Source organism: Desulfosporosinus acididurans, from assembly GCF_001029285.1.
Classification (GTDB): Bacteria; Bacillota; Desulfitobacteriia; order Desulfitobacteriales; family Desulfitobacteriaceae; genus Desulfosporosinus; species Desulfosporosinus acididurans.
In genome coordinates this window covers 144,602-169,220 of record NZ_LDZY01000007.1, presented here as the reverse complement: position 1 = coordinate 169,220, position 24,619 = coordinate 144,602, and the positions used below count along the sequence as shown (strand labels likewise).

At 45.6% G+C, this 24,619-nt stretch carries 28 protein-coding genes and 1 pseudogene; all 29 read right to left on the bottom strand.

Annotated features, from left to right (window positions below; genetic code table 11):
* Positions 1-5 precede the first annotated feature (5 nt).
* The gene (locus DEAC_RS11485; protein ID WP_047810202.1) at positions 6-596 is read right to left on the bottom strand and encodes a hypothetical protein; all 591 of its coding nucleotides are present in this window, start codon (positions 594-596) and stop codon (positions 6-8) included.
* 15 nt (positions 597-611) lie between these two features.
* Positions 612-1,901, bottom strand: coding sequence for a phage major capsid protein (locus DEAC_RS11480; protein WP_047810201.1), 1,290 nt, complete (start codon positions 1,899-1,901; stop codon positions 612-614).
* Positions 1,902-1,942: 41 nt separating this feature from the next.
* Entirely contained in the window at positions 1,943-2,725 is a 783-nt protein-coding gene (locus tag DEAC_RS11475; protein WP_053006394.1) for an HK97 family phage prohead protease, read from the bottom strand.
* Between the two features lie 76 nt (positions 2,726-2,801).
* Complete coding sequence (locus tag DEAC_RS11470) at positions 2,802-4,112, bottom strand: phage portal protein (protein WP_161796444.1); 1,311 nt, start codon at positions 4,110-4,112, stop codon at positions 2,802-2,804.
* A 16-nt stretch (positions 4,113-4,128) separates the two neighbouring features.
* Positions 4,129-5,769, bottom strand: coding sequence for a terminase large subunit (locus tag DEAC_RS11465; protein ID WP_047810199.1), 1,641 nt, complete (start codon positions 5,767-5,769; stop codon positions 4,129-4,131).
* Between the two features lie 8 nt (positions 5,770-5,777).
* On the bottom strand, positions 5,778-6,113 hold the full coding sequence (locus DEAC_RS11460) for a hypothetical protein (RefSeq protein ID WP_047810198.1): 336 nt from the start codon (positions 6,111-6,113) through the stop codon (positions 5,778-5,780).
* Positions 6,106-6,411, bottom strand: coding sequence for an HNH endonuclease (locus DEAC_RS11455; protein WP_047810320.1), 306 nt, complete (start codon positions 6,409-6,411; stop codon positions 6,106-6,108). The genes DEAC_RS11460 and DEAC_RS11455 overlap by 8 nt, the downstream gene beginning before the upstream one ends.
* 76 nt (positions 6,412-6,487) lie before the next feature.
* Complete coding sequence (locus tag DEAC_RS11450; RefSeq protein ID WP_047810197.1) at positions 6,488-6,715, bottom strand: hypothetical protein; 228 nt, start codon at positions 6,713-6,715, stop codon at positions 6,488-6,490.
* Between the two features lie 292 nt (positions 6,716-7,007).
* Positions 7,008-7,379 carry a zinc ribbon domain-containing protein gene (locus DEAC_RS11445; RefSeq protein WP_047810196.1) on the bottom strand — a complete coding sequence of 124 codons (372 nt, stop codon included), beginning with the start codon at positions 7,377-7,379 and terminating at the stop codon, positions 7,008-7,010.
* Positions 7,376-8,236 carry a hypothetical protein gene (locus tag DEAC_RS11440; RefSeq protein ID WP_207642583.1) on the bottom strand — a complete coding sequence of 287 codons (861 nt, stop codon included), beginning with the start codon at positions 8,234-8,236 and terminating at the stop codon, positions 7,376-7,378. The genes DEAC_RS11445 and DEAC_RS11440 overlap by 4 nt, the downstream gene beginning before the upstream one ends.
* A 23-nt stretch (positions 8,237-8,259) precedes the next feature.
* Positions 8,260-8,784: an HNH endonuclease gene (locus DEAC_RS11435; RefSeq protein WP_053006391.1), complete on the bottom strand. Its 525-nt coding sequence runs from the start codon at positions 8,782-8,784 to the stop codon at positions 8,260-8,262.
* A gap of 284 nt (positions 8,785-9,068) precedes the next feature.
* The gene (locus DEAC_RS11430) at positions 9,069-10,322 is read right to left on the bottom strand and encodes a DNA modification methylase (protein WP_242847137.1); all 1,254 of its coding nucleotides are present in this window, start codon (positions 10,320-10,322) and stop codon (positions 9,069-9,071) included.
* Positions 10,288-10,767 carry a hypothetical protein gene (locus DEAC_RS11425; RefSeq protein WP_053006390.1) on the bottom strand — a complete coding sequence of 160 codons (480 nt, stop codon included), beginning with the start codon at positions 10,765-10,767 and terminating at the stop codon, positions 10,288-10,290. Before DEAC_RS11425 ends, DEAC_RS11430 begins: the two co-directional genes overlap by 35 nt.
* Positions 10,768-10,867: 100 nt before the next feature.
* Positions 10,868-11,056 carry a hypothetical protein gene (locus tag DEAC_RS11420; RefSeq protein WP_047810194.1) on the bottom strand — a complete coding sequence of 63 codons (189 nt, stop codon included), beginning with the start codon at positions 11,054-11,056 and terminating at the stop codon, positions 10,868-10,870.
* Positions 11,057-11,213: 157 nt separating this feature from the next.
* Positions 11,214-11,783 carry a hypothetical protein gene (locus tag DEAC_RS11415; RefSeq protein WP_053006389.1) on the bottom strand — a complete coding sequence of 190 codons (570 nt, stop codon included), beginning with the start codon at positions 11,781-11,783 and terminating at the stop codon, positions 11,214-11,216.
* Positions 11,776-12,066, bottom strand: a complete 291-nt coding sequence (locus tag DEAC_RS11410) for a nucleotide modification associated domain-containing protein (protein ID WP_047810193.1) — start codon at positions 12,064-12,066, stop codon at positions 11,776-11,778. The genes DEAC_RS11415 and DEAC_RS11410 overlap by 8 nt, the downstream gene beginning before the upstream one ends.
* Entirely contained in the window at positions 12,063-12,716 is a 654-nt protein-coding gene (thyX, locus tag DEAC_RS11405) for an FAD-dependent thymidylate synthase (protein ID WP_047810192.1), read from the bottom strand. Before thyX ends, DEAC_RS11410 begins: the two co-directional genes overlap by 4 nt.
* Before the next feature lie 4 nt (positions 12,717-12,720).
* Positions 12,721-13,086 carry a hypothetical protein gene (locus DEAC_RS11400; RefSeq protein ID WP_047810191.1) on the bottom strand — a complete coding sequence of 122 codons (366 nt, stop codon included), beginning with the start codon at positions 13,084-13,086 and terminating at the stop codon, positions 12,721-12,723.
* Positions 13,087-13,257: 171 nt separating this feature from the next.
* Positions 13,258-14,601 carry a DEAD/DEAH box helicase gene (locus DEAC_RS11395; protein ID WP_047810190.1) on the bottom strand — a complete coding sequence of 448 codons (1,344 nt, stop codon included), beginning with the start codon at positions 14,599-14,601 and terminating at the stop codon, positions 13,258-13,260.
* Positions 14,591-14,863 carry a VRR-NUC domain-containing protein gene (locus DEAC_RS11390; RefSeq protein WP_047810189.1) on the bottom strand — a complete coding sequence of 91 codons (273 nt, stop codon included), beginning with the start codon at positions 14,861-14,863 and terminating at the stop codon, positions 14,591-14,593. Before DEAC_RS11390 ends, DEAC_RS11395 begins: the two co-directional genes overlap by 11 nt.
* Positions 14,864-15,102: 239 nt before the next feature.
* Positions 15,103-17,457 (bottom strand): virulence-associated E family protein, encoded by a 2,355-nt coding sequence (locus DEAC_RS11385; RefSeq protein WP_047810188.1) that lies wholly within the window; start codon positions 17,455-17,457, stop codon positions 15,103-15,105.
* Positions 17,454-18,206 (bottom strand): Rha family transcriptional regulator, encoded by a 753-nt coding sequence (locus tag DEAC_RS22215; protein ID WP_053006388.1) that lies wholly within the window; start codon positions 18,204-18,206, stop codon positions 17,454-17,456. Before DEAC_RS22215 ends, DEAC_RS11385 begins: the two co-directional genes overlap by 4 nt.
* Before the next feature lie 13 nt (positions 18,207-18,219).
* Positions 18,220-18,357: a hypothetical protein gene (locus DEAC_RS23560; protein ID WP_161796442.1), complete on the bottom strand. Its 138-nt coding sequence runs from the start codon at positions 18,355-18,357 to the stop codon at positions 18,220-18,222.
* Between the two features lie 131 nt (positions 18,358-18,488).
* Positions 18,489-20,426: a DNA polymerase gene (locus DEAC_RS11375; RefSeq protein ID WP_345788164.1), complete on the bottom strand. Its 1,938-nt coding sequence runs from the start codon at positions 20,424-20,426 to the stop codon at positions 18,489-18,491.
* A gap of 5 nt (positions 20,427-20,431) precedes the next feature.
* Complete coding sequence (locus tag DEAC_RS11370) at positions 20,432-20,974, bottom strand: DUF2815 family protein (RefSeq protein ID WP_047810186.1); 543 nt, start codon at positions 20,972-20,974, stop codon at positions 20,432-20,434.
* A gap of 17 nt (positions 20,975-20,991) precedes the next feature.
* Positions 20,992-22,128, bottom strand: a complete 1,137-nt coding sequence (locus tag DEAC_RS11365) for a DUF2800 domain-containing protein (RefSeq protein WP_047810185.1) — start codon at positions 22,126-22,128, stop codon at positions 20,992-20,994.
* A complete protein-coding gene (locus DEAC_RS11360; protein ID WP_152671390.1) occupies positions 22,128-22,472 on the bottom strand; it encodes a hypothetical protein in 345 nt (114 codons plus the stop codon). Before DEAC_RS11360 ends, DEAC_RS11365 begins: the two co-directional genes overlap by 1 nt.
* A 185-nt stretch (positions 22,473-22,657) precedes the next feature.
* Positions 22,658-24,373 (bottom strand): annotated as a pseudogene (locus DEAC_RS11355) (vitamin B12-dependent ribonucleotide reductase); the annotation flags it as partial.
* The gene (locus DEAC_RS11350) at positions 24,370-24,600 is read right to left on the bottom strand and encodes a helix-turn-helix domain-containing protein (protein ID WP_047810183.1); all 231 of its coding nucleotides are present in this window, start codon (positions 24,598-24,600) and stop codon (positions 24,370-24,372) included. The pseudogene DEAC_RS11355 and the gene DEAC_RS11350, both read right to left, overlap by 4 nt.
* Positions 24,601-24,619: the final 19 nt, after the last annotated feature.

Here is a 24,619-nt window from a genome sequence, read left to right as displayed (position 1 = left end):
CTCCCTTACCCCGGAATGATGATATAAACTGAAACAGGGTTTCCTGCCAATGGACTTGCTAACGTTATGGTATTATTGCAGATATTCACCGGATCGGGAATAACCGTCGGGGCAGTTGCTTCCTTAACCCCATTGTTAAAGGCCATCAGCACGGTATTTTCTGTTAATAAATAGGGCAGCCCTAAACTTGAGCCCACTCCAACACTCACTCCATCTCCGGAACCGGCGGAGACCGGTAGGTCAATCTCTGTTACCGCAGCAAACGCTTTCAGCCCAGCAACCGCTGAGGTCCCACTCAAGGCGATGGTTTCCGTGATACTATTTCCCCCAAGGTCTGTGCCTTTGATTACGACATTCCCGGTGGATGCGGAGATGGCACCCTTAACGATAAGATTGCGCGCCACATCCGGATTAGTGATTCCTGATGTGATCGTCTGAATCTGTGCGGTCAGCGTTGTTAAAGCAAGCACCGCTGTATTACTTGGAGCTGCCGGGGACTGCTTATAGACTGCAGTTTGGCCCCAGGAACAAGTAATCCCAGGTGCCGAGGTTTGAATCAGTTCACCCATAAAAGGATTCATAGCTGCTATCGACATGTGTTACCTCCCCTATTAACCGAGTTTACCGAGTACGAAAGCTTCCTGCTGGGAGATCCCGCCATCTGCCAACAACCAGCCTTTATACCAAACATCGTTTGAGGCAAAGCCATATTCATAGGATTTCTCGATCAAAACGTCAACCGACAAGTTAAAGTGATAAAACCGGAGGTCTCCAAAAAGAATACTCCCATCAGGGATATAGGGAGACATAATCACTGGGTTGCCCAGGATTCGTCCGACAATGGCCGATTTGCTGTAATCCGTTTGGTTTCCGCCGTTACTGTCAGTGGTCAGTCCCCACTGCGGATTCTCCAGGAAGATGGGTCGTCCCAGGGCATCTTTGATGGCGCAAACCCCTGAATACAACGTGTTGGTGTTCATGACCCAGTAAGCACCCGGATGATAAGGGGCAACCAGCTTCGCTTTTAAGGCTGTAAAGGTATCATAGGTCAGTTTGGTTAGATCTTTGCCATAGGCGAGGCTATTGTTTGCTCCCCAGGTAACAGCGTTAAGAATTCCTGTAGGCTGATTGGCGGTGGGTCCGATGCCGTTTAAGACCGCGTTTTCAATTGACACCATAATTTTTCGGAACAGCTTGTCCACAATATAGGCTTCGAAAGCATCTACCGAAAGCTGCTCTACCACGCGCGATACTTTTACCGTCTTTATCAAGTCATAAGCCGACAAAAGCAATCCACCCAGGCTATCATTGCCGGGATCAGCCACCGTTCCCTCTGCCGTCCAGGCCGCATCACCAAAGACGTTTTCAACGGGCACTTTGAGATTGCCCTTCAGGTTGTACTTAGAGATAAACGGATAGACGGCCGACGTGATAAGCATCTTTTGGATGACGGTATCTAAGGTGATTTGAGGAATCGCTGCCCCGGCACTGGAGGTATCCGAAGTAAAACGAAGTTCGGCAAGATTCCTGCCGTTACCGATGGCATTCCCGGATTGTAGGATGCCGCGCTCCTCCGTTGATAAGGAACCTTTACCGCATTGCAGCATTTTGAAGAAGGCGTGACGATAATCTCTGGACTTTCTGGCTTCATACATCTGGTATTCTGCCGGAGACAGACCGCCATGACCACTGAAGGTTCGCTCCTCAACGGGCTTTAAGTCTGGAATTTGGCCGGACTGGGCTTTTTGCAGGAGTTCTATTTTATCCAGGATTCCTCTCTCTTCTTGACTTAAGCTTTCCAATTCCTCGGAGATCGCTTGAGCATCCAAATCGTCACCGGATTCGATGAGTCCCCGGATCTCGGCTTTACGGCTTTCAATTTCTTTGAGGCGTTTGTACATTTAGTTCATCCTTTCTATTGGGGAAAATAAAAAGACACCCTTTAAAGGAGTGTCTTTAAACGTAACCGTTTCAATTGTTTTTCGTAGGCTTCTTGCTCCTGCTTTTTCCGTTCCTCCACTTGCTGTTGGCGCTGAAGTTCGGCTTCCTGTGCTCTGCGCTCCTGCTCCTGTCGCTCTTGTTCCAGTCTCGTTTGTTCTAATTGTTCTTGTTCTCTACGCCTTAATTCTTGCTGAGCCTGAACATAATTACGGGCGGAGACCGATGTTTCTTCATAGGCTGGGAAATCGACGACCGAAACGTCATACATCTTATCAAACTTGAAAATAGTTCGAGTTCTGGTTTTGGTATCGTAAGCATCATTAGCCACTGTAAAAGCAAAGGACATCTTATCTAGATGCCCCGATCGTACCAATTCGTGAATATCGTTGGCTTGAGTGGTGTTGGCCATTCTGGCTGTCACGTTAAGCCCTTGGTTATCCACTCTCAAATCTAAGGTTCCGGCTTTGGTACTGGCTAAAGGCGGGACATGTTCGGAGTGATTGTACTTCAGTACAACATTGGATAGGTCGACACCCTTTAAAGCATCCTGATGGATTTGCTCATAATACGTGGTCCCATCGTCATCCTGAAAGAGTGGTGTTGCTTTATTAAAGACAATCGCTCTGCCTTCCAATACTTTCAGGACCGACTGACCTTCGGGTGGATCAATAAGGCTGGCCCGCAGTTCCATTGAGCGATATTCAACATCGCCTTTCCGGAAACGTTGATTTTCTTCGAGCATCATGTCAGTACTCTCCGATTCATCCATTGTGCTCTTTTTCATTCCTATCACCTCCCGTGTTTTGGTTGAGTTAATGATGTTATTGGGAGGCCGAGGCCAGCGGGATCGGAACTGTTCTTTAGGCCTGCTCACTGTTTCCCGGTGATGCCTCACTAGGCACAGCCTCCTTCGGTTGGGTTTCGTTGTTGCTAGGTTGTGTCGTGCCCTTAGCCATGGTTAACTGGTACTCATCTTTGACATCCACATTGACAAAGTTGAGACTTTCCACGCGCCGTTCTCCTCCGGGCATAGGCGCTAAACCGAACAACTCCCGTAGTTCATTCTGGGTGAAAATTCCAAGTGGAGCAGCATACTGACACATCTGGCTTTTGGTGGCATCACTCACATGGGCCAGTTTGTTAGAGGTAAATATAATCCGGTTGCCGTACCCTCTTTCGCGGGCTGTAAAAACTTTATAGGTGAACGCTTCCGAAAACTGTTTAAGAATTGGAGCAACAACGCTATTATAGAAACCATCAAACTGCACTTCGGTATAATTTGAGAACACAATATTTTTGTTTAAATTGAAATACCCAAAGACCTGCTCTTCAATGATTTCCATCTGCGCAGCATCCAGAAGAATCGCTTTGTTTTCGAAAGGCTTGAATTCACCCGTTTGCGAATCCGTGAATATGATTCCTGAATTATTCTGCAGGTCAAAAAACTTACCCAAGATTTCATCCCGCTTGGCGATTAAGTCAGCGGTTTTTAATGTACCCTGAAAATGAAGGGCTCCACGAATATTGGCTGGTCCATTTGCCACGGCGTTGATGATCCCGTTGTGTACCGTGTTGGTCAGTTGGAGAAGGGGATATAGGGCATTATCGTTGTAACTTCCCATAAGATCGGACTCAAAATAATCGCGTTTTACATGAATGATTTGTTCAAACGGAGCGATAACTTCTTGACCTCCCCGGAAATTAAACTTCACAAAGAGGTTCCCTGTGTCATCCATCCCGGTTTCGCTGGATTCCATATACGTTACAAAGCTGGAATTGAGGGGATAGAAGCCTTGGATATTACCCTTTTCATCCTGTTTTATATAAACAAACGCGTTATTATGGATGAGTAAATTCGTGGCCAATTTAAAAATGAACTCCGTAGAGTTCATGAACGGATTCGGCTGGCCACTGAGTATATTGGCAATATCGCTGTCTTGAGGAATGGTGTCGCCGCCCACATACCGAATGTGTTTTATATCCGCCTTGGCTACGTGGGTAGCGATGGCCCGGAGACAAGCACGAAACAAATAATTATAATAGGCCTCACTATTGGTCGTATTGGAAACCGTTGGGATATACCCATTTAAGAGTTTAAAGAACTTTAAGTTCTGTGGGTTCTTCTTTGCCTTTCCAAAAATAGAACCGAACATGGACCGGAAACTGGGCAAGTCTCATCACCACCTTCTAGATTAAGCTATCCAGTAATTCTTTATGGTTTTCATACACAACGAAACTATCTAAAAGACTCATCGCGCCGTCTATAAATCCACGTGAAGCCGTTTTAACCGGCGTGATGTTATTGTTCCTATCATAGATAACTCCAAGATTGCAGAGGCAATATTCCAAGATGGGATTCTTGTTATAGTTGATCTTTTTCATCGCCAGATCCGCGCCTAAGTTTTTTAAGGGATGACTTAACGTCCTAGCTCCTTGGATGACGACCTCCATTAATCCATTAAATCCATTTTGTTCCATTTCCTTGACCCAGTACGTTGAATTCCAATTATCGAACCCAATGGATTGAAAGTACAGTCTGTAATCATCCTTCATTCGGCAGAACCACTGAGTAATATAGGTGTAGTCAATCCGGTTTCCCGGTGTCAATTCCAGTAACCCTCGTTCCACCCACGCTCGATATACAACCTGCTTGGAATGGTCCGCTTTGTCAAACGTCGCTTGCGGCATCCAATACCTTTGGTGGCAAAGGAACTTCCCACCGGGCTTCGGAACCAAAATGGTCGCCGAAGTTAAGTCTGTTGTGCTGGATAAGTCGACTCCACCAATGCAGTAAGAATCTCTGATCTCCTCCAGGCTAAACGTTTCCTCATTACGGATCTCGCTATAATCCAGAAAGGCTTCAGAGGTTGTCCCAACAATATTAAAATCCTTAGTAATCACCGTGGCCTTAAAGGCCGGGTCGGACTTCGAACGCTTAACATTATCGCTTAAAAAATTCAGGTCTTTGATGGTTCCGAGTCCTGGGTTGGCTTTCTGCCAAGTCGACTCATCCCTGAAATCATCCTGTGGGTCAAGCTCATATAAAAACGCCACAAAACGTTTGTCGTTAACCGTTCCATCGACAACGTCTTTGGCGTATTTATACTGGGCGTCAAAGATATTCTCCCGGACAAAACCGGCGGTGGTAATGCACCAGAGCAACGGTTGCCGTCTGGCTGCCATGCTCTGCTTCATCACGTCATAAAGGTTTCGGTCTTTGATGGCATGGATTTCGTCAACAATACAAAAGTGGGTGTTGAGTCCATCCAAGCTGTTACTATCACTGGAGAGCGGTTCAAACTTACCGAAGGCTGCCGGGAAATAAATGTCTGTGCGGCGTTTTTTTAGATGACGGCCCAGCTTGTTCGATTGCCCTACCATGTTGAGCGTTTCAGAAAAGATAATTTTAGCCTGATCTCTCTTGGAAGCGACTGAATAGACTTCGCTGCCACCCTCATTGTCAGCAATGAGCATATATAAACCAATAGCCGCAAGCAGGGAGCTCTTCCCATTCTTACGACCTACAAGGGTAAAGACCTCGTTGTATTTCCGGTTTCCCTCATGATCAACAAACCCAAAGATGACCTGGAGCATCGCCTTCTGCCAAAGGTCCAGTACAAAAATTTTCCCAATCCACTTGCCTTTACTTTGTTTACAGAAACGCTCCACAAACTCAATGGGTCGTGTCGCTTTGTCAAGATCGAAGTGATACTCACCGGGGGTGTTAAGATCGTGGACGATTTTCTCATACAATTTCCGGATGTTATGGCAGACCACAACCTCACCGGATTGGATCTTGGTGTAGTAGTCTAAGATATAATTTTCCATGCCCCACCCTATTTCCGAAGGAACGCCAGCAGTTCATCTTCAGCCTCATCGGCTTTCTCACCCGGAAGACGGTCGAGCAATTGTTTCATGGTGGTCGTATAGTTTTTAATCATGGCATTGTAGGTTTTTACCACGGGTCTCTCGCGAAACTTGCGAGGTCTAGTTTTTGTCAGTTCAAACGTGCCCTTGGCCTTAATGTCGTCTTCTAATTCTTCCAATGTTGTCTGCATAAAGGCTAATCGCTGGATCAATGGATAAACGAATTTCATTGGTTCGGCGGGCAGGTTCTTAAACATTTCTAAGAGTTCTGCTTGAATTTGACCGGATCGAGCTTCTTTATCCATGCTGGTCTGCCCCCTTTGCAAAGACGATATCCCCATTGGCATCAAAGCTCAGTCCGTCGCTCCGTTTGTTGTGGTGCTTTTCATGACAGACCCGGCATAATAGTTTCAGATTGTCCCAGCCATAACACTGAGCAGGATTATTTCTAACATCGCTGGCGGTAATCGGTTTGATGTGGTGAACGATTTGACCGGGTGAAGCGCAGTCTTCGCAGAGACCAAATTTGGCATTAAAAAAAGCATCGCGGCATTTCTTCCATGCGGTGCTGGCGTAAAACGTTCTTAAGATACCTGTGCTCATAAGGCCCCCCAACGAAAAAGGAACCTCTTGCGAAGTTCCTGCATGATGATATTAGATAAGCAATAATAAGTTATCCTCAAAACGGATATTTCTTATCGACAAACAAACCAGGGTAATTGTAGTTACCGGCTTTGACTTGTTCGAGTTCAGCTTCGGCAGCTTCCCGATAGCGTGGATGGTCTTTTTCAGCTTCCGCGCAGTCTAGACATAAAATGTCTTCGTTCATTCGGCTCATGGTGCGGATGTTCAATGGGCTACCGCAACGTGAACATCTCTCCTGGGTCAGAAACTTATCCTCTACCATGCGTTTGCCTCCTTTCGTTTGGGGTACTACATTCATTGCTCAGAGCGGATAAAATAGCAAGTGGATTTTAACCTTATATTTACTTTTTTAACCTTGACTGTTAAGAAAGTAGTTTGTATTTTTTCTAAAACATTGGCCTTTTTTTACTCAAAAAATGCCGCTGGGTTCTACGCTTGTCAGGCACACGGCAGCACGGCTGGCGGCAAAAAGTAAGACCGGGGGGGTTGCTTAAGCAGCAAAAAAGGAACCTCTCTTGAAAGAAGTTCCTCTTTTTGATGATCAAATGTTTAACTCAACTAAGATTGGTCTTTGTTTCGCTGCTACTCGGATGCGCTTGTTGCTGCTTAACGAGTTTGCCTGCCTTCAAGTTGGTTATCGCCGTAAAGATAAAGTAGACAATCACTAAGCCATCAAACCATGCCTGAGATTTCATGAGCAGTTCAAAGAGTAGTAACAGTGCAATCCATACCTGTGCCAGACCAAGTCTGAAGAAGATATTGGCATGGTGTTTCGTTCGCTTCTTAAATTCCTTCTTGTTCAAAGGAATGGGTTCTTCAACCGTATCCAATAACCAGTGACCGCAATGCGAACAATAGTTTACGGAGATTGGATTGGCGGTATCACAGACCGGGCAAGCGTATCCGGCAATATCCGTTCGTTTCATGCGTTCTCACTCCCTTCAACGGGAGCGTTGGAAGACTTCGCTCTGCGTTTTGCTTCGGCTGCCTGTTGAGCCTCAATCGTTCGAAAGGCGGCGTTACCGTCCAGTCGATCAAGAAGGCATTTTCTCTCTTTTGCATATTGACCACCGATAAATCCCAATTTTAAAAGGAAGCAGCGCATGGCATATTTGCCATTGACGGCTTCCTTTTGCTTTGTTGAGCTAAACTTCTGTTGTTTCGCTTGCTCACTGAGTTTTTGACAAAAGGTTATGAAGGCTAGAGCTTCAAACTCCAAGGTGGCATTCATAAAGCTAAAACTCACCGTTTGGTCTGCCAAGTCAAAGTCCATGTTGCTGTCGCCAACAATGGTTCCTTGGTCAATACCGTTGTTAACAACCTCGGCAAACTCCTCAAGCGTTTCAATAGGCACTGCGTTGATTGCGCTGACAAGACTTTCTGGAACAATATCTGACCGGCGATCAAAGGATTTCTTCAGTAAACTTTGCTTACACCAAATAAGATTTATTGCGTTTCTCAGGGTATTTCCATTGTATCCGTCGAGTGATAGTGTAACCGTTCCGTCTCCTTCGGCTGTTGCTCCTGCAGTTTTCAAGGCAGTGAGCACTTTCCGTAGGTTGTCCTTATAATCAAGGAGTAGTTCTGGCGAAGTAATAACGCTATCACGGTCAATCGTCCAACCACTGGTTGTCCGATAAGCGAAGGTTGGAGCTCCTTGATACTCAACATCCTCGATAAATTCGTTCGCAATCACTGTAATGATTTGTTTGCGTTCTAATCCTGTGCCCTTAAACGAGTATGTGAAACAATCTTTTTGCATAACGCGTACACAACCTTTCAATTAAGTTGTGTACATTCATCACTCTACCGGGCCGATAATGCAAGTTCTTTTTCTTTGCCGGAAACTAAAAATGACACCGAATCAGGTGTCTTTGGTGTTAGATTATTTGGGCGAGCGAATTCGCCGAAATATTGCTCTGCGGAGTGATCGTATGCAATGGATGCTTCTTCTATTGTCGAATAGTATCCAAGATGAATATGTCTACCATCAACTGTAATATACGCCCTATATTTTTTACGACGCTTATCAAAATTTACACCTTTAGCCCCAGTACTGTTATTTTTCCGAAGTCCTTCGTTTCGTCTATTTTCTTTATTGGTTGCAAGCCTTAGATTAGATTTTCGATTATCAAGTTTTATATTATTGATATGATCCACCTGGCGATCGGCTGGAGCATTTATGAGGAACCGATGGAGTCTAATTCGCTGTCCATTGATCTTAGCCCATGCATAACCTTTCTCATTTAGAAACCAGTTGTACGATCTTACTTTTTTCTCATCCTCAGAATCAATCAGAAGCTCTGTTCCATTCGAAAATGTCATCACCATGTGGTCACCGTCTTCTGATAATCTATAAGTTACCGAGTTACATTTACCACATGTCTTTGTATTTTCCGACGTTAACGCAGTTCCTCTGGCAATATGATCTCTGCCACAGTCACATAGACATAACCAAAGAACACGACCACCTTTATCGCGACCAACCTCCGCTTTTACTGTCAGGTTTCCAAATTTTTGATCTCTTAAATCTCGCAGATGATCACTTCCTACATTTATTATGAAATAAAAAAAAAAGCGTTCAGCCGGACATATCCGGTTTGCGCTCTCCTAAGTTATGCTTGTTTTATATCTTTCCAGACCTCCTTCTCACCATTACGAATCAGATAAACATCATCGCTCCCGCCTTTATGCTCGATATATCTCTTGACAATAACATCAACATATTTTGGATCAAGCTCCGCAGAGTAACCAATTCGCCCTGTTTGCTCACATGAAATGATTGTGCTACCACTACCCCCAAAGGGATCTAAGACAATATCTCCTGTCTTGCTGGAATTACCGATAAAATATCCAACCAAACCGAGCGGCTTAATTGTCGGATGAGTACTATTTCTATGCGGTTTATCAAATTCTACGACCGTTGTTTGTTTACGATCGGAATACCAATGATGGCTTGCTCCGTCTTTCCAACCATAGAGAACGGGCTCGTGCTTCCATTGGTAATCTTGTCGCCCTAGCACCATAGAATTCTTTGCCCAAACCAAGCATTGACGCAAAGTATAGCCCGCGTGTTTGAAAGCAGCTCTGAAATTGTAGCCCTCACTATCCGCATGGAACACATAAATAGCTGCACCCTTTTTCGAATGCTCATACATACGGGTAAACGCATCGGTTAGAAATGCAAGGAACTTATCGTCATCCATCTTGTCATTTTGGATTTTTAACTTGTCTTTGGTAGCCCCTTGGTAGTCAACGTTATAGGGAGGATCGGTCAAAACCAGGTCACACTCCTGCCCGTCCATCAGTTTAGCCATATCTTCACTTGATGTTGAATCACCGCACATCAGTCGATGCTTTCCCAACTGCCAAACATCTCCCCGCTGACTGATCGGAGTTTCAATCTCTGCCACGGCTTTATCGGCATCAAAATCATCCTCTGTTGTTTCTTTCGTTTCCTGTTCGTCCATGCTTTCTAAATCAAACCCAAAGTCGGCCATTGAAAAATTAAGCTCTAGCTTGTTGAGTTCCTCCAATTCAATGTTCAACATTTCCAGATTCCATTCAGCCAATTCTGCGGTCTTATTATCCGCCAGTCGAAACGCTTTGATCTGCGCATCCGTCAGATCATTTGCGATAATACAAGGTACTGTCTTTAGACCCAACTCAAGAGCAGCTTTTAGTCTAGTATGACCAGCTACGATTTCATAGTTTTTATCCAAGACAATCGGAACTTTAAACCCAAATTCTCGAATGGATTCAGCAACTCTTTTCACAGCGAGCTCATTATTTCTAGGATTATTTTTGTACGGAATAATATCCGTCACATTCATTTCATGGATTTGGTACTTCATCGTCGCTATCGCCAAAGACTTGAGCCTCCTCAATCCGTTTTCTGTGCTCAAAGATTTCTCGTTCAAGGGCTAACTTCTGAGGATTATCACTCCATCCCTGATCTCTGGCCTTGTTTTTCAAGAGCAGTGAACAGGCTGCAACATCGGGTGGCTGATACTTCGTTGTTTTTTCTGTAAATTTAACCTCTCGGCCATCCATTTGCCGGATCGAAATTTTGGTTTCCTCATAAGAAAAACCAAGAGCTCTTTTTACCAGGGCATTCTCTATTTGAGTTACCAAAACTTGTCTGCTCTTTTTTAAGAGCTCTCTCAGCTCCTCATGGCGTACTTTGTACTCTGAAAATGTACTGACACCAATACCTAAATTAGTACATACCTGTTCCTCTGTTAAACCATCTTTAATCCATTGCTCGATTTCAGACAATCTGGCTTTAACTTCTGGCCATCGACTCTTAACCATAACAATCACCTTTCTTATAGGCTCGGAAAAATAAGTAAAAAATAAGATGCGACACCATGAATGCCGCATCTTTTTATATAAATAGAGAGGAGAGCACATTTTACAAGGGGCCGCTGATACCTCTGTTTCCACGCATCATACGATCAAAATACTTATATTCTTCAGAATCAAGATAAGCTTCCCTGATTTGTTGTTCATCCTTACATCGCTTACCATCCCACCGTTTGCAGTTCGGACATTTTTCCGCAGCATTTTGCTCGATGGGTTTATAAAATTGACATCGTTTCAATCGTTTCACCTCAACAAAAAAGCCCCTGGGTTTTTACCCAAGAGCTTTAATATCTTATCTTTTTTCCCACAATAGAATTTTACAACCTTGACAAACGATCCACAATCAAGGGTTAATACCATATTACTCAGGTATTTCAGTGTACTTTCAGTGATGTTTATACAACCCTATTGAACAATAAACTTGATTCGAGCATCTTTGTTAGTTGTCTTATAGCCTTTTTTCGCCATTCCGCAACGGTATTTACCGAGACATAATACTTTTCAGAGACTTCCATCCAGGTCATTTTGTTAATGACAATATCGGTAATGATCCTTGAAAGTCTCGGTTCCAATAGTTTAATGCTATACTCGAATACATCCAGTTCATTTTTTTGTAGATAATACCTTTTTAGCATATCCTGCAATTGTTCCTGGCTTTCATGATCAGCTATATCTTTATAGATCAGCGCGATCCTTGAAGACTTATCGGAAATATTACTGTTAGAAACCCGTTCTCCTTCTGGGACTGTGTAAGTCAACGATTCGATCACCTCGTCTTCATCGGCCCCAGCGTAACTTCCGATTTGAAACTTCAGTATTTCCAAGTTTTGCTTAGCTTCGGGATAGTACTTGAAGAGTCTTTCTACTTTTTTCCTTGTTTCCATTCCTGCCACGCCCTTCGCTGTCCTTACTGGTAATAAGGCTTCGACACACTTTTCCACAACTTTTCCACAGCTTTTACACATACCATCCACAAGTTAATCCACAGGTTTTCTCGTCTCGAAGATATCTTAGTTCCAAGGTGCAATACCCTATAATGTCCTTTAACGTGTCCTCAATGGATTCATCCTTGACTTGAGCCTGTTGCTTTGTTAGAGTCTTAAGTCTCCCAAACTTGTCATTTAATCTGAGCAGAAGAGCTGTTGGGCCAAACTCTCTTCGAGTTTCGCAATAATTGTTGCCATAGTCGGTATTCTTTCTCTTCAGAAGTTCTGCTACGGGTGTGAGAATTTCCAGAAACTCATTCATACGATAATCACCTCAGCATAATGTTTAATTGGAAATGCTGTGTCATAAGGAATTCCGTCAAATATGACCGGCATTAATTCTTTAAATTTCAAAAGTAGCGGAATTGCTACTTGCCGCATTTGCGGATGTGCTGTTTTAGCAGCACGTAGTTCCAAGAAATGTCGCCACACTCTAAGGTTATAAGTGGCCCATAACTCCGTCTTCAGACTGTTTGGCAAAACCGAGCGAGCTTCCTGAGCCGTTGCACCGGAGTCTAGAAGTCGTTGATACATGGACTCAGCCTCAGAACAAGCCCTTTCCCAGGCGCTCCATTTTAGATAACCACCCGCAAAGAAAAACGGTTCAATAAGGGTGATATCATCCTCTTCGTAGTTGCAAAAACGGGTACTTTCCTGAGAGTAAGCCCCGATTCTGTGTCGAACAATCTCATGAGATACCCCACGATCTACCGTGAACTTCACCGATACTGAAGCATGCTCCAGTACAGAGAGATGGCCTCTTTGGATGAGGAATTTTATAAATGGCTCTGCTGAGTCATCGGTCATTCGCCACTCGCTCTTATAGCACACACGACCTTTTGTTTCAAGACGTTGTAGGAGGCTTGTCCAATCTTGATTTTCAATATGAGCTTCTGGTTTAATAAGTTTCATCGTGTTATTCCTTCCACTGGTTTAGTTTATTACAAGTCAAACAGGGATCACTTTCCAAATCTGCGAGGATATCTGAGGTGATCACTCGATACCTGCACTGTAGGCATTTAAGTTCTTGAGCACTCATCTTGAGCCCCAACCAAGACCAATGGTCTAGGGATTGAATGAACTTCATGGCCATGGCTCCAACTTGAATGGCTTCCTCCATCATCCGTAGCTTGTCCGGACGTTTCTTCTTAATCTCCTCCCATAGTTCCTCTAACTCCTCACGCATAATTGCATACCCTTCGTGCGGGGAAGCAAAGCTTGGCCCATAGATCCTGTTGGCTCTCTGCAATTCTTCAACAAATAAGAATGATGTCTTTTTCATCCCTTACTGCCTCCTCTTAAACTAGAAATAGTTTCCTCAGGTCTGGTCATACAAAGCTAAATTCAGGTAAGGAGGATTAGCTTTGTATGGATTTAGATCAAATTGTTGGTTGGATGCTTTTCTTGCCCATCATGATGGGATCAACCATTAGACTCATATCGGGTTATTAATTCAGATCGCACCAAGCCGCGCTTTCACCGCATCCAACAGGGCCGTTTGTCCAGTTTCCTTACGGTTTAATGCAGCAACTACTTGCTCATCAACGGTTCCAGCAGTAATAATGTGGTGAATAACCACAGTTTCCTGCTGCCCCTGCCGATAAAGCCGACCGTTGGCTTGTTGGTAAAGTTCTAAGCTCCAGGTAAGCCCAAACCATATGATGATATGCCCTCCGGCTTGAAGATTAAGACCATGACCGGCAGAAGCGGGATGGGCAAGGGCAACCTCAATCTTGCCCTCATTCCAATCGGTGATGTCTTGAGAGGTTTTTAACTCTCTTGGCTTTACCGTTTTAAAGAAGTCTATGAGCCTTGTTTTATCATGCTTATAGGAATAAAACACCAGAATTGGTTTCCCGTTCGCACCTTCCCACAGATCCTCCAGGGCATCCAGTTTACGCCGATGGATCAGTCTCACCCCACCATTTTCATCATAAACAGCGCCGCCCGCCAATTGCAGGAGTTTATTAGATAAGGCGGCTGCGTTCGCAGCATCAATATCACCCTCTGCAAAGGGTAAAAGCATATCTTTTTCAAGCCTTTTGTAAAGAGCCATCTCTTGGGCGGACATCTCAACCTGTACAATATTGTCAATTCTCTCCGGCATGGTTAAATAATCCTGGGCCTTCATACTGACACAAATATCCGAGAGCTTTTCGTAGATCGCCTCTTCGGCTCGCGGCCTTAGTTTCCAGGAAAAGATAACCTCCTGATTTCGCTTATCCGGGATAAAGTATCGGTCCCTATAGCCACCCAGCGTTTTACCCAATCGTTCACCCCGATCCAGCAAATAGATCTGAGGCCAGAGGTCAAGGAGTCCGTTAGGGCTTGGTGTGCCTGTTAACCCAACTATGCGTTTAATCAGGGGACGAACTTTACGCAGGGCTTTAAAGCGGTTGGCCCTGGCGGATTTGAAGCTCGACAACTCATCAATGACCACCATATCAAAGGGCCATTTTCGACCATAATAGGTTACAAGCCACGACACATTCTCCCGATTAATAACATACAGTTCAGCGATCGATTTAAGAGCTGCTAGTCTCTTCTTCTCTGAACCTAAGACTTTAGCGATTCTTAAAGACTTTAAATGATCCCATTTTTCACATTCCTTGCTCCAAGTATCTTCGGCCACCCGCAGTGGTGCAATGACTAGAGCCTTTTGAGGTTTAAGCTGATTGATGGCACTTAGAGTAATTACCGTCTTACCCATACCGAGATCAAGAAAAAGAGCACAGGCAGGTTTATCAAGAATCTGTTGTAGGGCAAATGCCTGATAGTCATGGGGACTATATCTCATTTATAAACTCCTTAACACCTTCCATGCTGTCAATGATTCTCACCGGATGTCCGAGTCTGGCTAGAACTTCTGCCATTTTGACCTGCTTGGCTGAAGGCTTTTTGCCAGGAGCTTTCAATTCAACAAAATTAATTCTGCCATCGGGCAAAAGGATGAGTCTGTCCGGCACTCCAACAGTACCTGGCGAAACAAATTTTAAAGCCAGACCTCCTTTAGCTCTGACTAATTTACATAAGGTCATTTCTATGGTCTTTTCTAACATGATTGACCTCAATTCTGTTCGTGAGGGAACAGGGGAACGGGACAGACAGGTTTTTCTATATACTCTATATACGTGTATGCGTATACGCGCCTCGCGCGTATTACATAATTATTGTTTTAACTCTATATAAAATAACCTGTTCCCTCTGTACCAATTACCCTTAACTCCTTATCTGTGGCTGATTTGAGGGAGGAACAGGATTGGGGAACAAAACAAAGATCTGTTCCCCATCGTAGGAACTAATCTCTATGAAAGGCTCGCTGCCGGCCAAAAATTGAGAAGTTTAATTTACCAGGATATCGTTTCCAACCTTCAGCATTTTCCAAAATACTGCGTATCTCCCGTGCCTGCGCATAGGAAAGCTGCTTGGGATCGCCGCCAAAGCATTCACACCAGACTGCCATAGCACACACTTTCGTTCGTCTGAGCGTTCCTTCACCCGAGGTAAAATCACCGGAAAGGAAGAGCCGTCTTGTGCTTAAATCCATAGCCTCCCAACTCTCAGGCAGAAGTGTATCCAGGTATTGATAGACCATTCCTGCTTTATCACTTTCCTCGGTATACTCGGACTGAATCTGCATGGCCATTTTCTCAAGTTCAGGGGGAAGGAATAATTTCTCTCCTGCCTTAAAACACTCAACGGCTTCTGCCCAGATCTGGTCAACAGGAATTCCCTCCCACAAACTCTGATTTCCCTTACCGACATTAACGGGCCAGAAACGTCGGCCTCCTGTTTTATCACGCAAAGGCTCGATATCATTCGTTGTCCCTACGAAGATGCATTGGCGCGGGTAGATTCCTGTCCGGCGGCCATAAGCTTCCCGGAAGATATCTTCCTGCTTGGAAATAAAGTGCTTCAGGGCATCGATATCCGCTTTCTTTGCCGCCGATAATTCTCCCACTTCAATTAGCCAGACACCCTGCAATTGTTCATAGGCTTCCTTCCCAACGACAGTCGTCAGGCTGTCCGAAAACCATTTTCCACCCAGTGTTTTTAAAAAATAGCTTTTGCCAAGGCCCTGCTTCCCAACCAAAAGCAGCATATAATCAAACTTGCAGCCTGGAGTAAAGATCCGAGCCACGGCAGCCGTCATCGCTTTTCGGGTGACGGCTCGCGTGTATTCGCTGTTTTCGGCATTAAAATACTTAATCAGCAATGTATCCAGACGCTTCACGCCATCCCAAACGAGTCCGCTCAGATATTCCTTCACGGGATGAAACCGGTTGTGCTCAACCACCACCGATAAGGCATCCATAGTCTTACTCACATGGCTTACATCATAGACATGCTCCAGGTAATACCTTAACGCAGCGTCATCTTTGTCCGACCATAACGCTCCATGTTTGATCTCGCGCCAGGGTAAATCCTTTAATAGTTCATTGCGGTGGGCAAATTCGTTGTAACCTGCTGTCTTACGAAGCCCTGGATCATTTTCCATAATTAAGACAATATTATCGATGGTTGTTTTTAAGGTTCCATCCTTTTTATAGTCCAGCTGCTCAGCCCAGTTCTCTTCGGCAGCCTTAAACTCTTCACTCGCCGCCGCCAGTTTCTCATCCATCAGCTGCCGTTTAACCGTCTTATCATTGATGGCAAGAGTCTGCATGGCTTTGAAGGAAGGTAGCTTAGCGACCGGTGTTCCATCCTCTGCCTCTTGGTCCAGCTCACCAAACCTATGCAAACGCACTAAATCAAAGGCGTTACATAATTTACCGCCCGCCGGGTCGGTGGCATGATGACTGTAGGCGAATAAATCATCATAGGTAACCAATCCTCCAAAGGTGGAGCCACCTGTGAAAGTGTAGCGGTCACTTCCATCGCAAGGAGTATAGACATCCGGTAGGAATTCCTCGATGGCCTCGGCCATGGAATAGGCCCGGCAAAAGGACCCCACGATGCCTTCTTTCGTCGTGGGGTCCACCTGTTTCTTAGCAACTGTTTTAGTGATCGCTTCCTTCTTGCGAGATGATACTGGCCAAGAAGTGGTGTTCCGCCAATCGGTGTAACTGGCTAAAATGTCGTCTGGATTAAGCCAAGGCCCGTCTTGATGTTTGAATACGAACTCTCCATCACTGCTGGTGCTCGGCCAATACATCAGCCGGGCCGGTTCATAGGTTGTATCATCGAACATTTCGATGCCAATACTTTCGGCTATTTTTCGGGCAACCGCCTGATACTCTTCCGGAGAAACGTTTCGCTTCAGGGGAATCACAAGCCGAAGCCTTGGGGCTTCAGGCCGATGTTTGCGGGTACTATAAATGCAGCAAGCATAATCGTCAAGGACCGTTAAAGCTTCCCAGAAATTGACGGAAGCATAGTCCGTGTCTAAGGTCAGCAGACTCCGATACTCAACAAACTCGCTCTTACGCCTGCCCTCCCGTAGTGATCCCCCGACAAAACCTCCCACATCTTTCAGATCATCTTGCTTGGCTTTCGGCATTTTGAAGTATTCTGCCATCGTTTCACTCGTCCGATAGGTGCTGCTGACCTTCCTTAAAAAATCCGACCAGGTCATTTCCCGGTTTTTCCACTCTTGCTCTTTACGGCTGTTTCCTGTGGCTAAGGTGAACGCACCATCGTACCTTAGATTCATGGTTTAACAGCTCCCTCTTGTTCCATCAGTTCTAAGAGCTTCGACTTGCCTTTTTCGTTATACCGAAAATGCGGCAATTGTTTCCCAAGAGAGGGAATCGTATTGAGCACCCATAAGCCAAATTCCCGCTTTTTCAGTCCATGCGTATGCGCCAATTTACCAATGATAAACCGGCTCACTCCCGCATCTTCAGCAATCTGGGAAGCTGTATAGGTTTTCTCTATTTCCGGCATGGGCAGAAGAGGTGAACCAAAAAGATAGGCCGACACACCGGCTAACAGAGATTGAACGGACTCAGGTGATAAATGCTCCTGAAACTTGATGGCCAAATCTGTAATAATTCTGGTTTGCTTAGTTTTGGCGTTCAGGAGCATGGCCTCTGAGCGCATTCGTTTGGCTTCATTAAGGATTTGTTGATGAGAATTCAAGAGAGCTTTTTCCATGTCATTAAACTTGGTCACATAGGCGGCTGTAAACAGGACCCCTTTTTCGCCGGTCATTTTGTTGGCCACAAGTTCACAGCCCTTGCGAGTCAGAAAATAATGCTTATATCGTCGGTTATTTCCGCTGGTTGAGTAGGCGCTTTCAATAAAGAAATCTTGAGAACGGAGTTCTCCGTTCTCCAAATATCGAATATAACCATCGATCTTTTCCAGCAAATCAGAGTGCCTTTTCACGAGCATCTGAGCTGCATCTCGGCTGTCAACCACCAATACGCCATCTTGGTTGGTCACTGTAAGATGACTCATAATTTATTCTCCTTTATTTCAGTAGTAATTTTGTTTCGCCCCTTAATCTTGTAACCGCATTAAACGGTGTTAAATCACGATGACCGTAGACATTCTTGGCTTCAAGCTTTTCCTCTTTCTTGAGTTCTCTTTGCTTTTGTCGGCTGCGCATTCTTTACCTCCTGTTTTTGGGCATAGCAAAGACACCGGGCACGGAAATAGCAGGGCTAACATCATACCGGTTGACTCTCTATAAACTTTTTCATATACCCCCATGGAATTTGTCAGTACCCCTGAGAGGTATTATTCTTTCTTGTAAAACTTCGTTTCAAAACCATCAGCCCTGAGCGGGAGTCCTTCAGCCCAGCTTATCGACTCACCCATGATGTCACATACCTCTTTAAGGGAGCCAAAATCCTCGGGAGCTTCGATAATCAGCTCGTCATGAACGTGTGCGACGATCTTATATCCTTTCTTTTCGACCCTGAGCATGGCTTCGGCTAAGCAATCACGAGACGTTGCCTGAACAATATTTTCAACGAGCTTCGGGCCGTAGGTGTCAATGCGGCACCACTGCTTATTGGTTCCGATACCTTCATACGTCAGCCCATCACGGCCAAATTGGTTCGTTGCCATCCTTGGTTTGACATAAGCTAATCTGCGGCCTGACGGCAAGGTTATAAACAGCATTCCTTTGCTATACAGGAATTTAAGTTTTCCGACACTCTGAGGTACACGGTCCCTTACGGCTTTCATCGCTGCGCGGTCAATCTCCCACCATAGGTTTACAATCTTCGGGTTAGCGGCTCTCCAGGCATCAACGAGGGGTTTTAGCTCCTCTTCGCTTAAGCCCATCTCCAGCGCTCCCATATTGGTGAGCGCCCCGACCCCGCCGCCATAGCCAAGGGCCAGTTCTGCGATCTTCCCTTTCTGCCGAAGCGGTGAGGTTTTGGTAATACTCTCGATGGGCACTTTAAACATCTGACTGGCTGAGGCTTCATAAATTTTCCCATGGGTTTTAAAGACGTCCAGCCGCCAGGTTTCTCCCGCCAGCCAGGCGATGACCCTTGCTTCAATAGCCGAGAAGTCCGCCACGAGAAATCGATGACCGGGTGCTGGGATAAAGGCGGTCCGAATGAGCTCCGATAAAACACCGGGTACGGATTCATAAAGCCATTCAAGAAACTCAAAGTCTCCCTCTTTTACAATCTCTCGCGCAGCCTCTAAATCCGGCAAGTGGTTTTGCGGTAAATTGTGGATTTGCACGAGCCTTCCTGCCCAGCGCCCGGTCCGATTAGCCCCATAAAACTGCAGTAAGCCTCGAACTCGATGATCTGGACAGAGCGCCCGTTTCATGGCCAGGTATTTTTTAATCGAGGTTTTAGACATTTCTTGACGAAGCTCAAGGAGCCTTTGAATATCTCCGTCCGTGGTTCCGGCCATTTCCTTGACTACTTTTTGGGATAAACTCTCAATCTCCAATCCATTGCCCAGAAACCAGTCTTTAAGCTGGGCCACACTGTTGGGATTCTCCAGACCCGTTAAGGCTTTCGCTTCCGCAAACAGGCTGCTCCGGTACTGTCGGTCACATTGAATACAGTGATTGACGAGCGTAATATCGATCAAAATCCCCCGGTCGTTAATGGCTTGATCGAGCATCCATAGTGTCTGCTCGCTGTCAGAGATTGGGTAGTTCTCAATCTTTCGGCGGATCGCCCGTTCAACCTCAACATCTTGTTTGCAGTACTCTTTGAAGGTGGCCCATTTGTCCGGTGCATGACAGGATAAGTTTCGGGTTCTCCCTCCGTTGGTTTTGGTAGGTTTACAGGGCGTACAAAAATATTTAATCAGTCGCTTGCCTTCATCCATCTTTTGTTCAGGAAGTCCCAGCACTTGCGCGACTCCTGCGAGGTGAAGAGGCAGAGCCAACATCGCCGATTGCACTGCCGTACAGCGCCAAGATTTGGGTGAAAGTGCCTGTTTTAGATAGACCGATAAACAGGTGCGTTCGAACGCTGCATTAAAGGCGCTTTTGATGATGCCGTCATCGGTTAAGGCTGATAGGATTTTCGGAGGAAGCTCTTCCCTGCTGGCTAAGTCCGCAAGCTGCACCGGTTCATCATTCCAGGCATAGGCAAAGAGCAGAATTTCGAAGTCGGGGGCAGAGGTGTAGGCGTACACCCCTGCTTTCTTCAGATCCACACTGGAGTAAGTTTCTAGATCGATTGATAAAACGTTCATCATCATTAGCTCAGGAAATCGTCGTCGTCTTCCCAGACATCGAAGTCATCTTCAGCTCGTCGGCGACCACCGAGCGGCTCTCCGTCCGCCAGCTTTTGAATGTTTTGCAGACCACAGGCAATCCCACGGTTGCCGTTGCTGTTATACGCATAGAAATTCAGAGTGACCCGGCCATAGCAGCCGCTGTAAAACTCGGTTGTATCAAAGATGGGTTGACGGTTCCGATCGACAACTCCCGGTTTGGTCGCACTATTGGCATTGATAAAATAGCTGTTGACATAGGCTTCATCATCCGGGCGATCCATATCCCCATCACGCAGCGGTGTTTTTAAGTTAGCGGGGATCTTGCCGCCAAACTTAGAGAGTCCTTCTTGCTTGGCTGCATCGATGGCGGCTTTAATTTTATTTAAGGTTTCCTTATCCGTTTTAGGGATAATCAGGCTCACTGAATACTTGGCATCACTGCCATTGATGCTCTTGGGCTGCCAAACATGAACATAGGACATCCGTACTTTTCCTGTACATATACTCGTTGTGGTATTCGCCATTATAAACATCTCCTCCATCAATCTTCAAAGTCTTTTTTCGCTTGTTGGTTACGGTTCCACTCCGGTTTCTTATGACTCTTCGGCACCAGTTTGGGCTTTCCCGGCGGCTTTTCCCATAGGCCATCCAGCACTTCTGCAAACGTCTTTTTGCCAAGAAGTTGTTCCATGGCCGTCAGACTGATGAGGTTTTTGGTATAAATCTGTGACTCGTTATACTGGCCGGTCGCGAGTACCACTTCAGCAATTTTTCCCTCGTTGGTGTACTTCCGTTTACGGGTGCCTTCGACGAGCTTATAGCCTGTCCACTGCTTGTCATGGCTGATCGCTTCTTTTTCAGCATAGACCCAGACATCTTTCGCCCAGGCTGCTAGGTCTTCCGCCTTAGTCAAGATCTCAGCGATCTCTTCATCACTCAGCATGGCCGGTGCTTTGAAATCCATTTTCGCCAGTTCCAAGTTCTTCTCTGCCCTAGCCCGACAGGTAGCCCTGGCCCGGCAAAACCGGCAGTGCCCTCCTGCGGCAAACTCCCCTTCTCCCCGAAAGGCGAGATCGGCTTTTGGTTTCAGTTCGATTTCGGCCCACTGGGTCAGTTCGGCGACACTAAGCTCAAAGACGGAAATTGAGTCGAGTCGGGGCTGGCAAATCGTCAGTCTTACGGTTTGAACGTCATAGAAAAACCCGTACATGTCCAAAGCACCCAGGGCGTATAGTTTAAGTTGAGGGTTATCCTCAGCGGACACCCGAACCATCCCATACTTCAGATCAAGGACATCCAGGATTTGATCCGAGACAATCACCGTGTCACCGGTACCGAAGCCCTGGGGGACAACGTGGGAATAGTCCAAGCGCTGTTCGATCAGCACCCGTGGATCGTTACACCGAGTGTAGGCCTCCGATATAAGCTCACAAACATGCTCAACATACCGGTCTGTATAATAATTTAGTTCCGTTGAATCAAAGTCACTGGTGGGTCTTTGAGTGGGGAGTTTGAGAAATTCCCGGAGCTTATGCTCACTGAGAGCATGAGCCGCCGTTCCTTCATTCGCATAAAAACTGCTCCTATTTTCTAAGGCTTCTTCAATCCTTGCTGAAGGCGTGCAGTTAAGCCAGCGGTGAGAGCTTGACGCCGATAAAAGAGCGTGAGTACTAGGCATTAAATATCCTCCGCATCCCTTAAAAATTCGGCATACTTTTCCTTATCCAGCTCTGAAAACTTGGTAGCACTGTACTTTGTCTGCATCAGTTTTAGCATGGGTTCCATTTTGCCCTCAGCCCGTTTAGTCGTTAAAAGCTCACGAACTTGTTCAGCGGTGACTTTTTGAGACTGGGGTGGTATAATTGGGTTGCTTAATTTTTCAATGTGTGGGGTTTGTTTTGCAACAACCTCACTTTTTTTATGGTCTAAACTCTCTGTGACTCTCCTAAGCACTATGGTTAGCTCTTGGATCACAGTGCTTAGTTCTTTGATTACTGGTTCAAGCAGTGACGTCAATGGCATCTCCTTCCCTTCGCATACATCAATTTGGATAAAACACCCACTTTTTTACATCCGGCATCACCCCTTTCAAGGCTTTCATCACTTCATGAAATATGGCAAAGGGAATAGGCACAGTTGGGGCAATTTACACAGCCACTTTCGTGGTTTAACTCTGCACCGCACTCGGGGCAATGGGTCAACTTGGCTTTTGTGGTTCCTGTCGTAACCACTTGTTCCTCTCGGCTGCCGTCCCGGTAAACCGTCAGTCCTTTGCAGCCAAGTTCATAGGCCAGAAGGTAAGCTTTGGCAATTTCTTCTTTCGTCGCTGTGTGCGGGAAGTTAATCGTCTTGGAAACGGCATTATCTGTGAACGTTTGAAACGCTGCCTGAATCTTGACATGCCACTCCGGATCGATTTCCTGAGCAGTGATAAAGATTTTCTGTACCCAATTAGGAACGTCATTCAACCCACGCACAGTACCCTGCTTTACGACGTTTTGCATTAACTCCTCAGAGTAAAAGCCATAGTCCTTCGCTAAATTTTCAAACGTTGGATTGACTTCAATAAGGCTTGTCCCATCCATCACCGTCTTGGTATAAGCTACGGCAAACAAGGGTTCCACTCCGCTGGAAACGCCGCAGATCATGGAAATGGTTCCGGTTGGGGCAATCGTGGTCAACGTAGCATTGCGCAGCTTCCGTACTCCCTCGTAAATGGAACCTACATAATTTGGGAACACTCCTCGTTCAGCCGCGAGTCGTTCCGATTCCTTGCGTGCTTCTTCTTGAATAAAACTCATGATTTTCTTGGCTACCTGTACGGCTTCTTCGGATGCATAGGATAGTTTAAGGATTGTGAGCATATCTGCAAACCCCATGACACCGAGTCCAATCTTGCGATTAGCCTTGGTTGTTTTTTCAATATCCGGTAAAGGATATTGGTTTGCATCAATAACATTATCTAGGAAGTGAACCGCTAATCTCGTGACACGACGAAGTCGCTCCCAATCAATGCCAACCCCATCGCCCTCTTTCGTGACCATAAGCTTTAAGTTGATAGAACCAAGATTACAGGCTTCATTGGGTAATAACGGCTGCTCGCCGCATGGATTACAGGTCTCGATTTCACCGACATTGGGGGTTGGATTACCATCGTTCATAGCATCTAAAAAAACAACACCGGGTTCTCCGTTGAGCCAAGCATGTTCCATCATTTTGTCAAAGACCTCTGATGCTGATAGCTGTGCTACAACGGACCCGGTGTGCGGTTCTCGGAGATGGTAGGGCTTGTCCTCTTGAAGTGCCCGCATAAACTCCCTTGTGATTCCTACGGATATATTGAAATTAGTCATTTCGTGATTGTTTTCTTTGCAGGCTATAAACTCTAAGATATCTGGGTGATCTACTCTGAGTAACCCTAAATTGGCTCCGCGCCGTGTACCACCTTGCTTGACGGCTTCGGTTGCTGCATTAAAGACTTTCATAAAAGAAACAGGGCCTGATGCAACACCACCTGTGGACCGAACCGTGCTGTTTTTAGGTCGAAGCCTAGAGAAACTAAATCCTGTCCCGCCGCCAGATTTATGAATGATGGCGGCATTTTTTATGGCATCAAAGATGCCTTCCATACTGTCTTCAACGGGTAATACGAAACATGCACTGAGTTGACCCAGATCGCGTCCAGCATTCATGAGTGTTGGCGAATTCGGCATGAACTCCAGATTGGCCATGAGGTTATAGAACGCTTTAGTGAGTGACTGAATTTCTGTGTTTCGTTTCCCATACCTTTCTTCAACGCCAGCAACCACTTGGGCTACTCGATAAAACATGTCTTCCGGAGTTTCCAATAGCTTGTCCTGGTCCTTTTTCAGATAACGCTTTTCAAGAACGAGTCTTGAATTGGGGGTTAATTTTACGTTCAAATAGGTTCTCTCCTTTTGTTAATTCTCTCCATGATGGTCAAACTTGCGGCAGTCTCCTTAGGGAAAATGCTCAATAGTCCAGATAAAATCTTGCGGCCAGCTGATCGACGCCCAGATAGTGCATTGGACAAAGAACCCTGAGCGACATTCATAAGACGTGCAAGTTCATTTTGGGAGATTCCCTTTTGCTGAATGAGATCTGTTATTTTTTCTTTGCTTAGATTCATTATTTGTTCACCCCCTTTT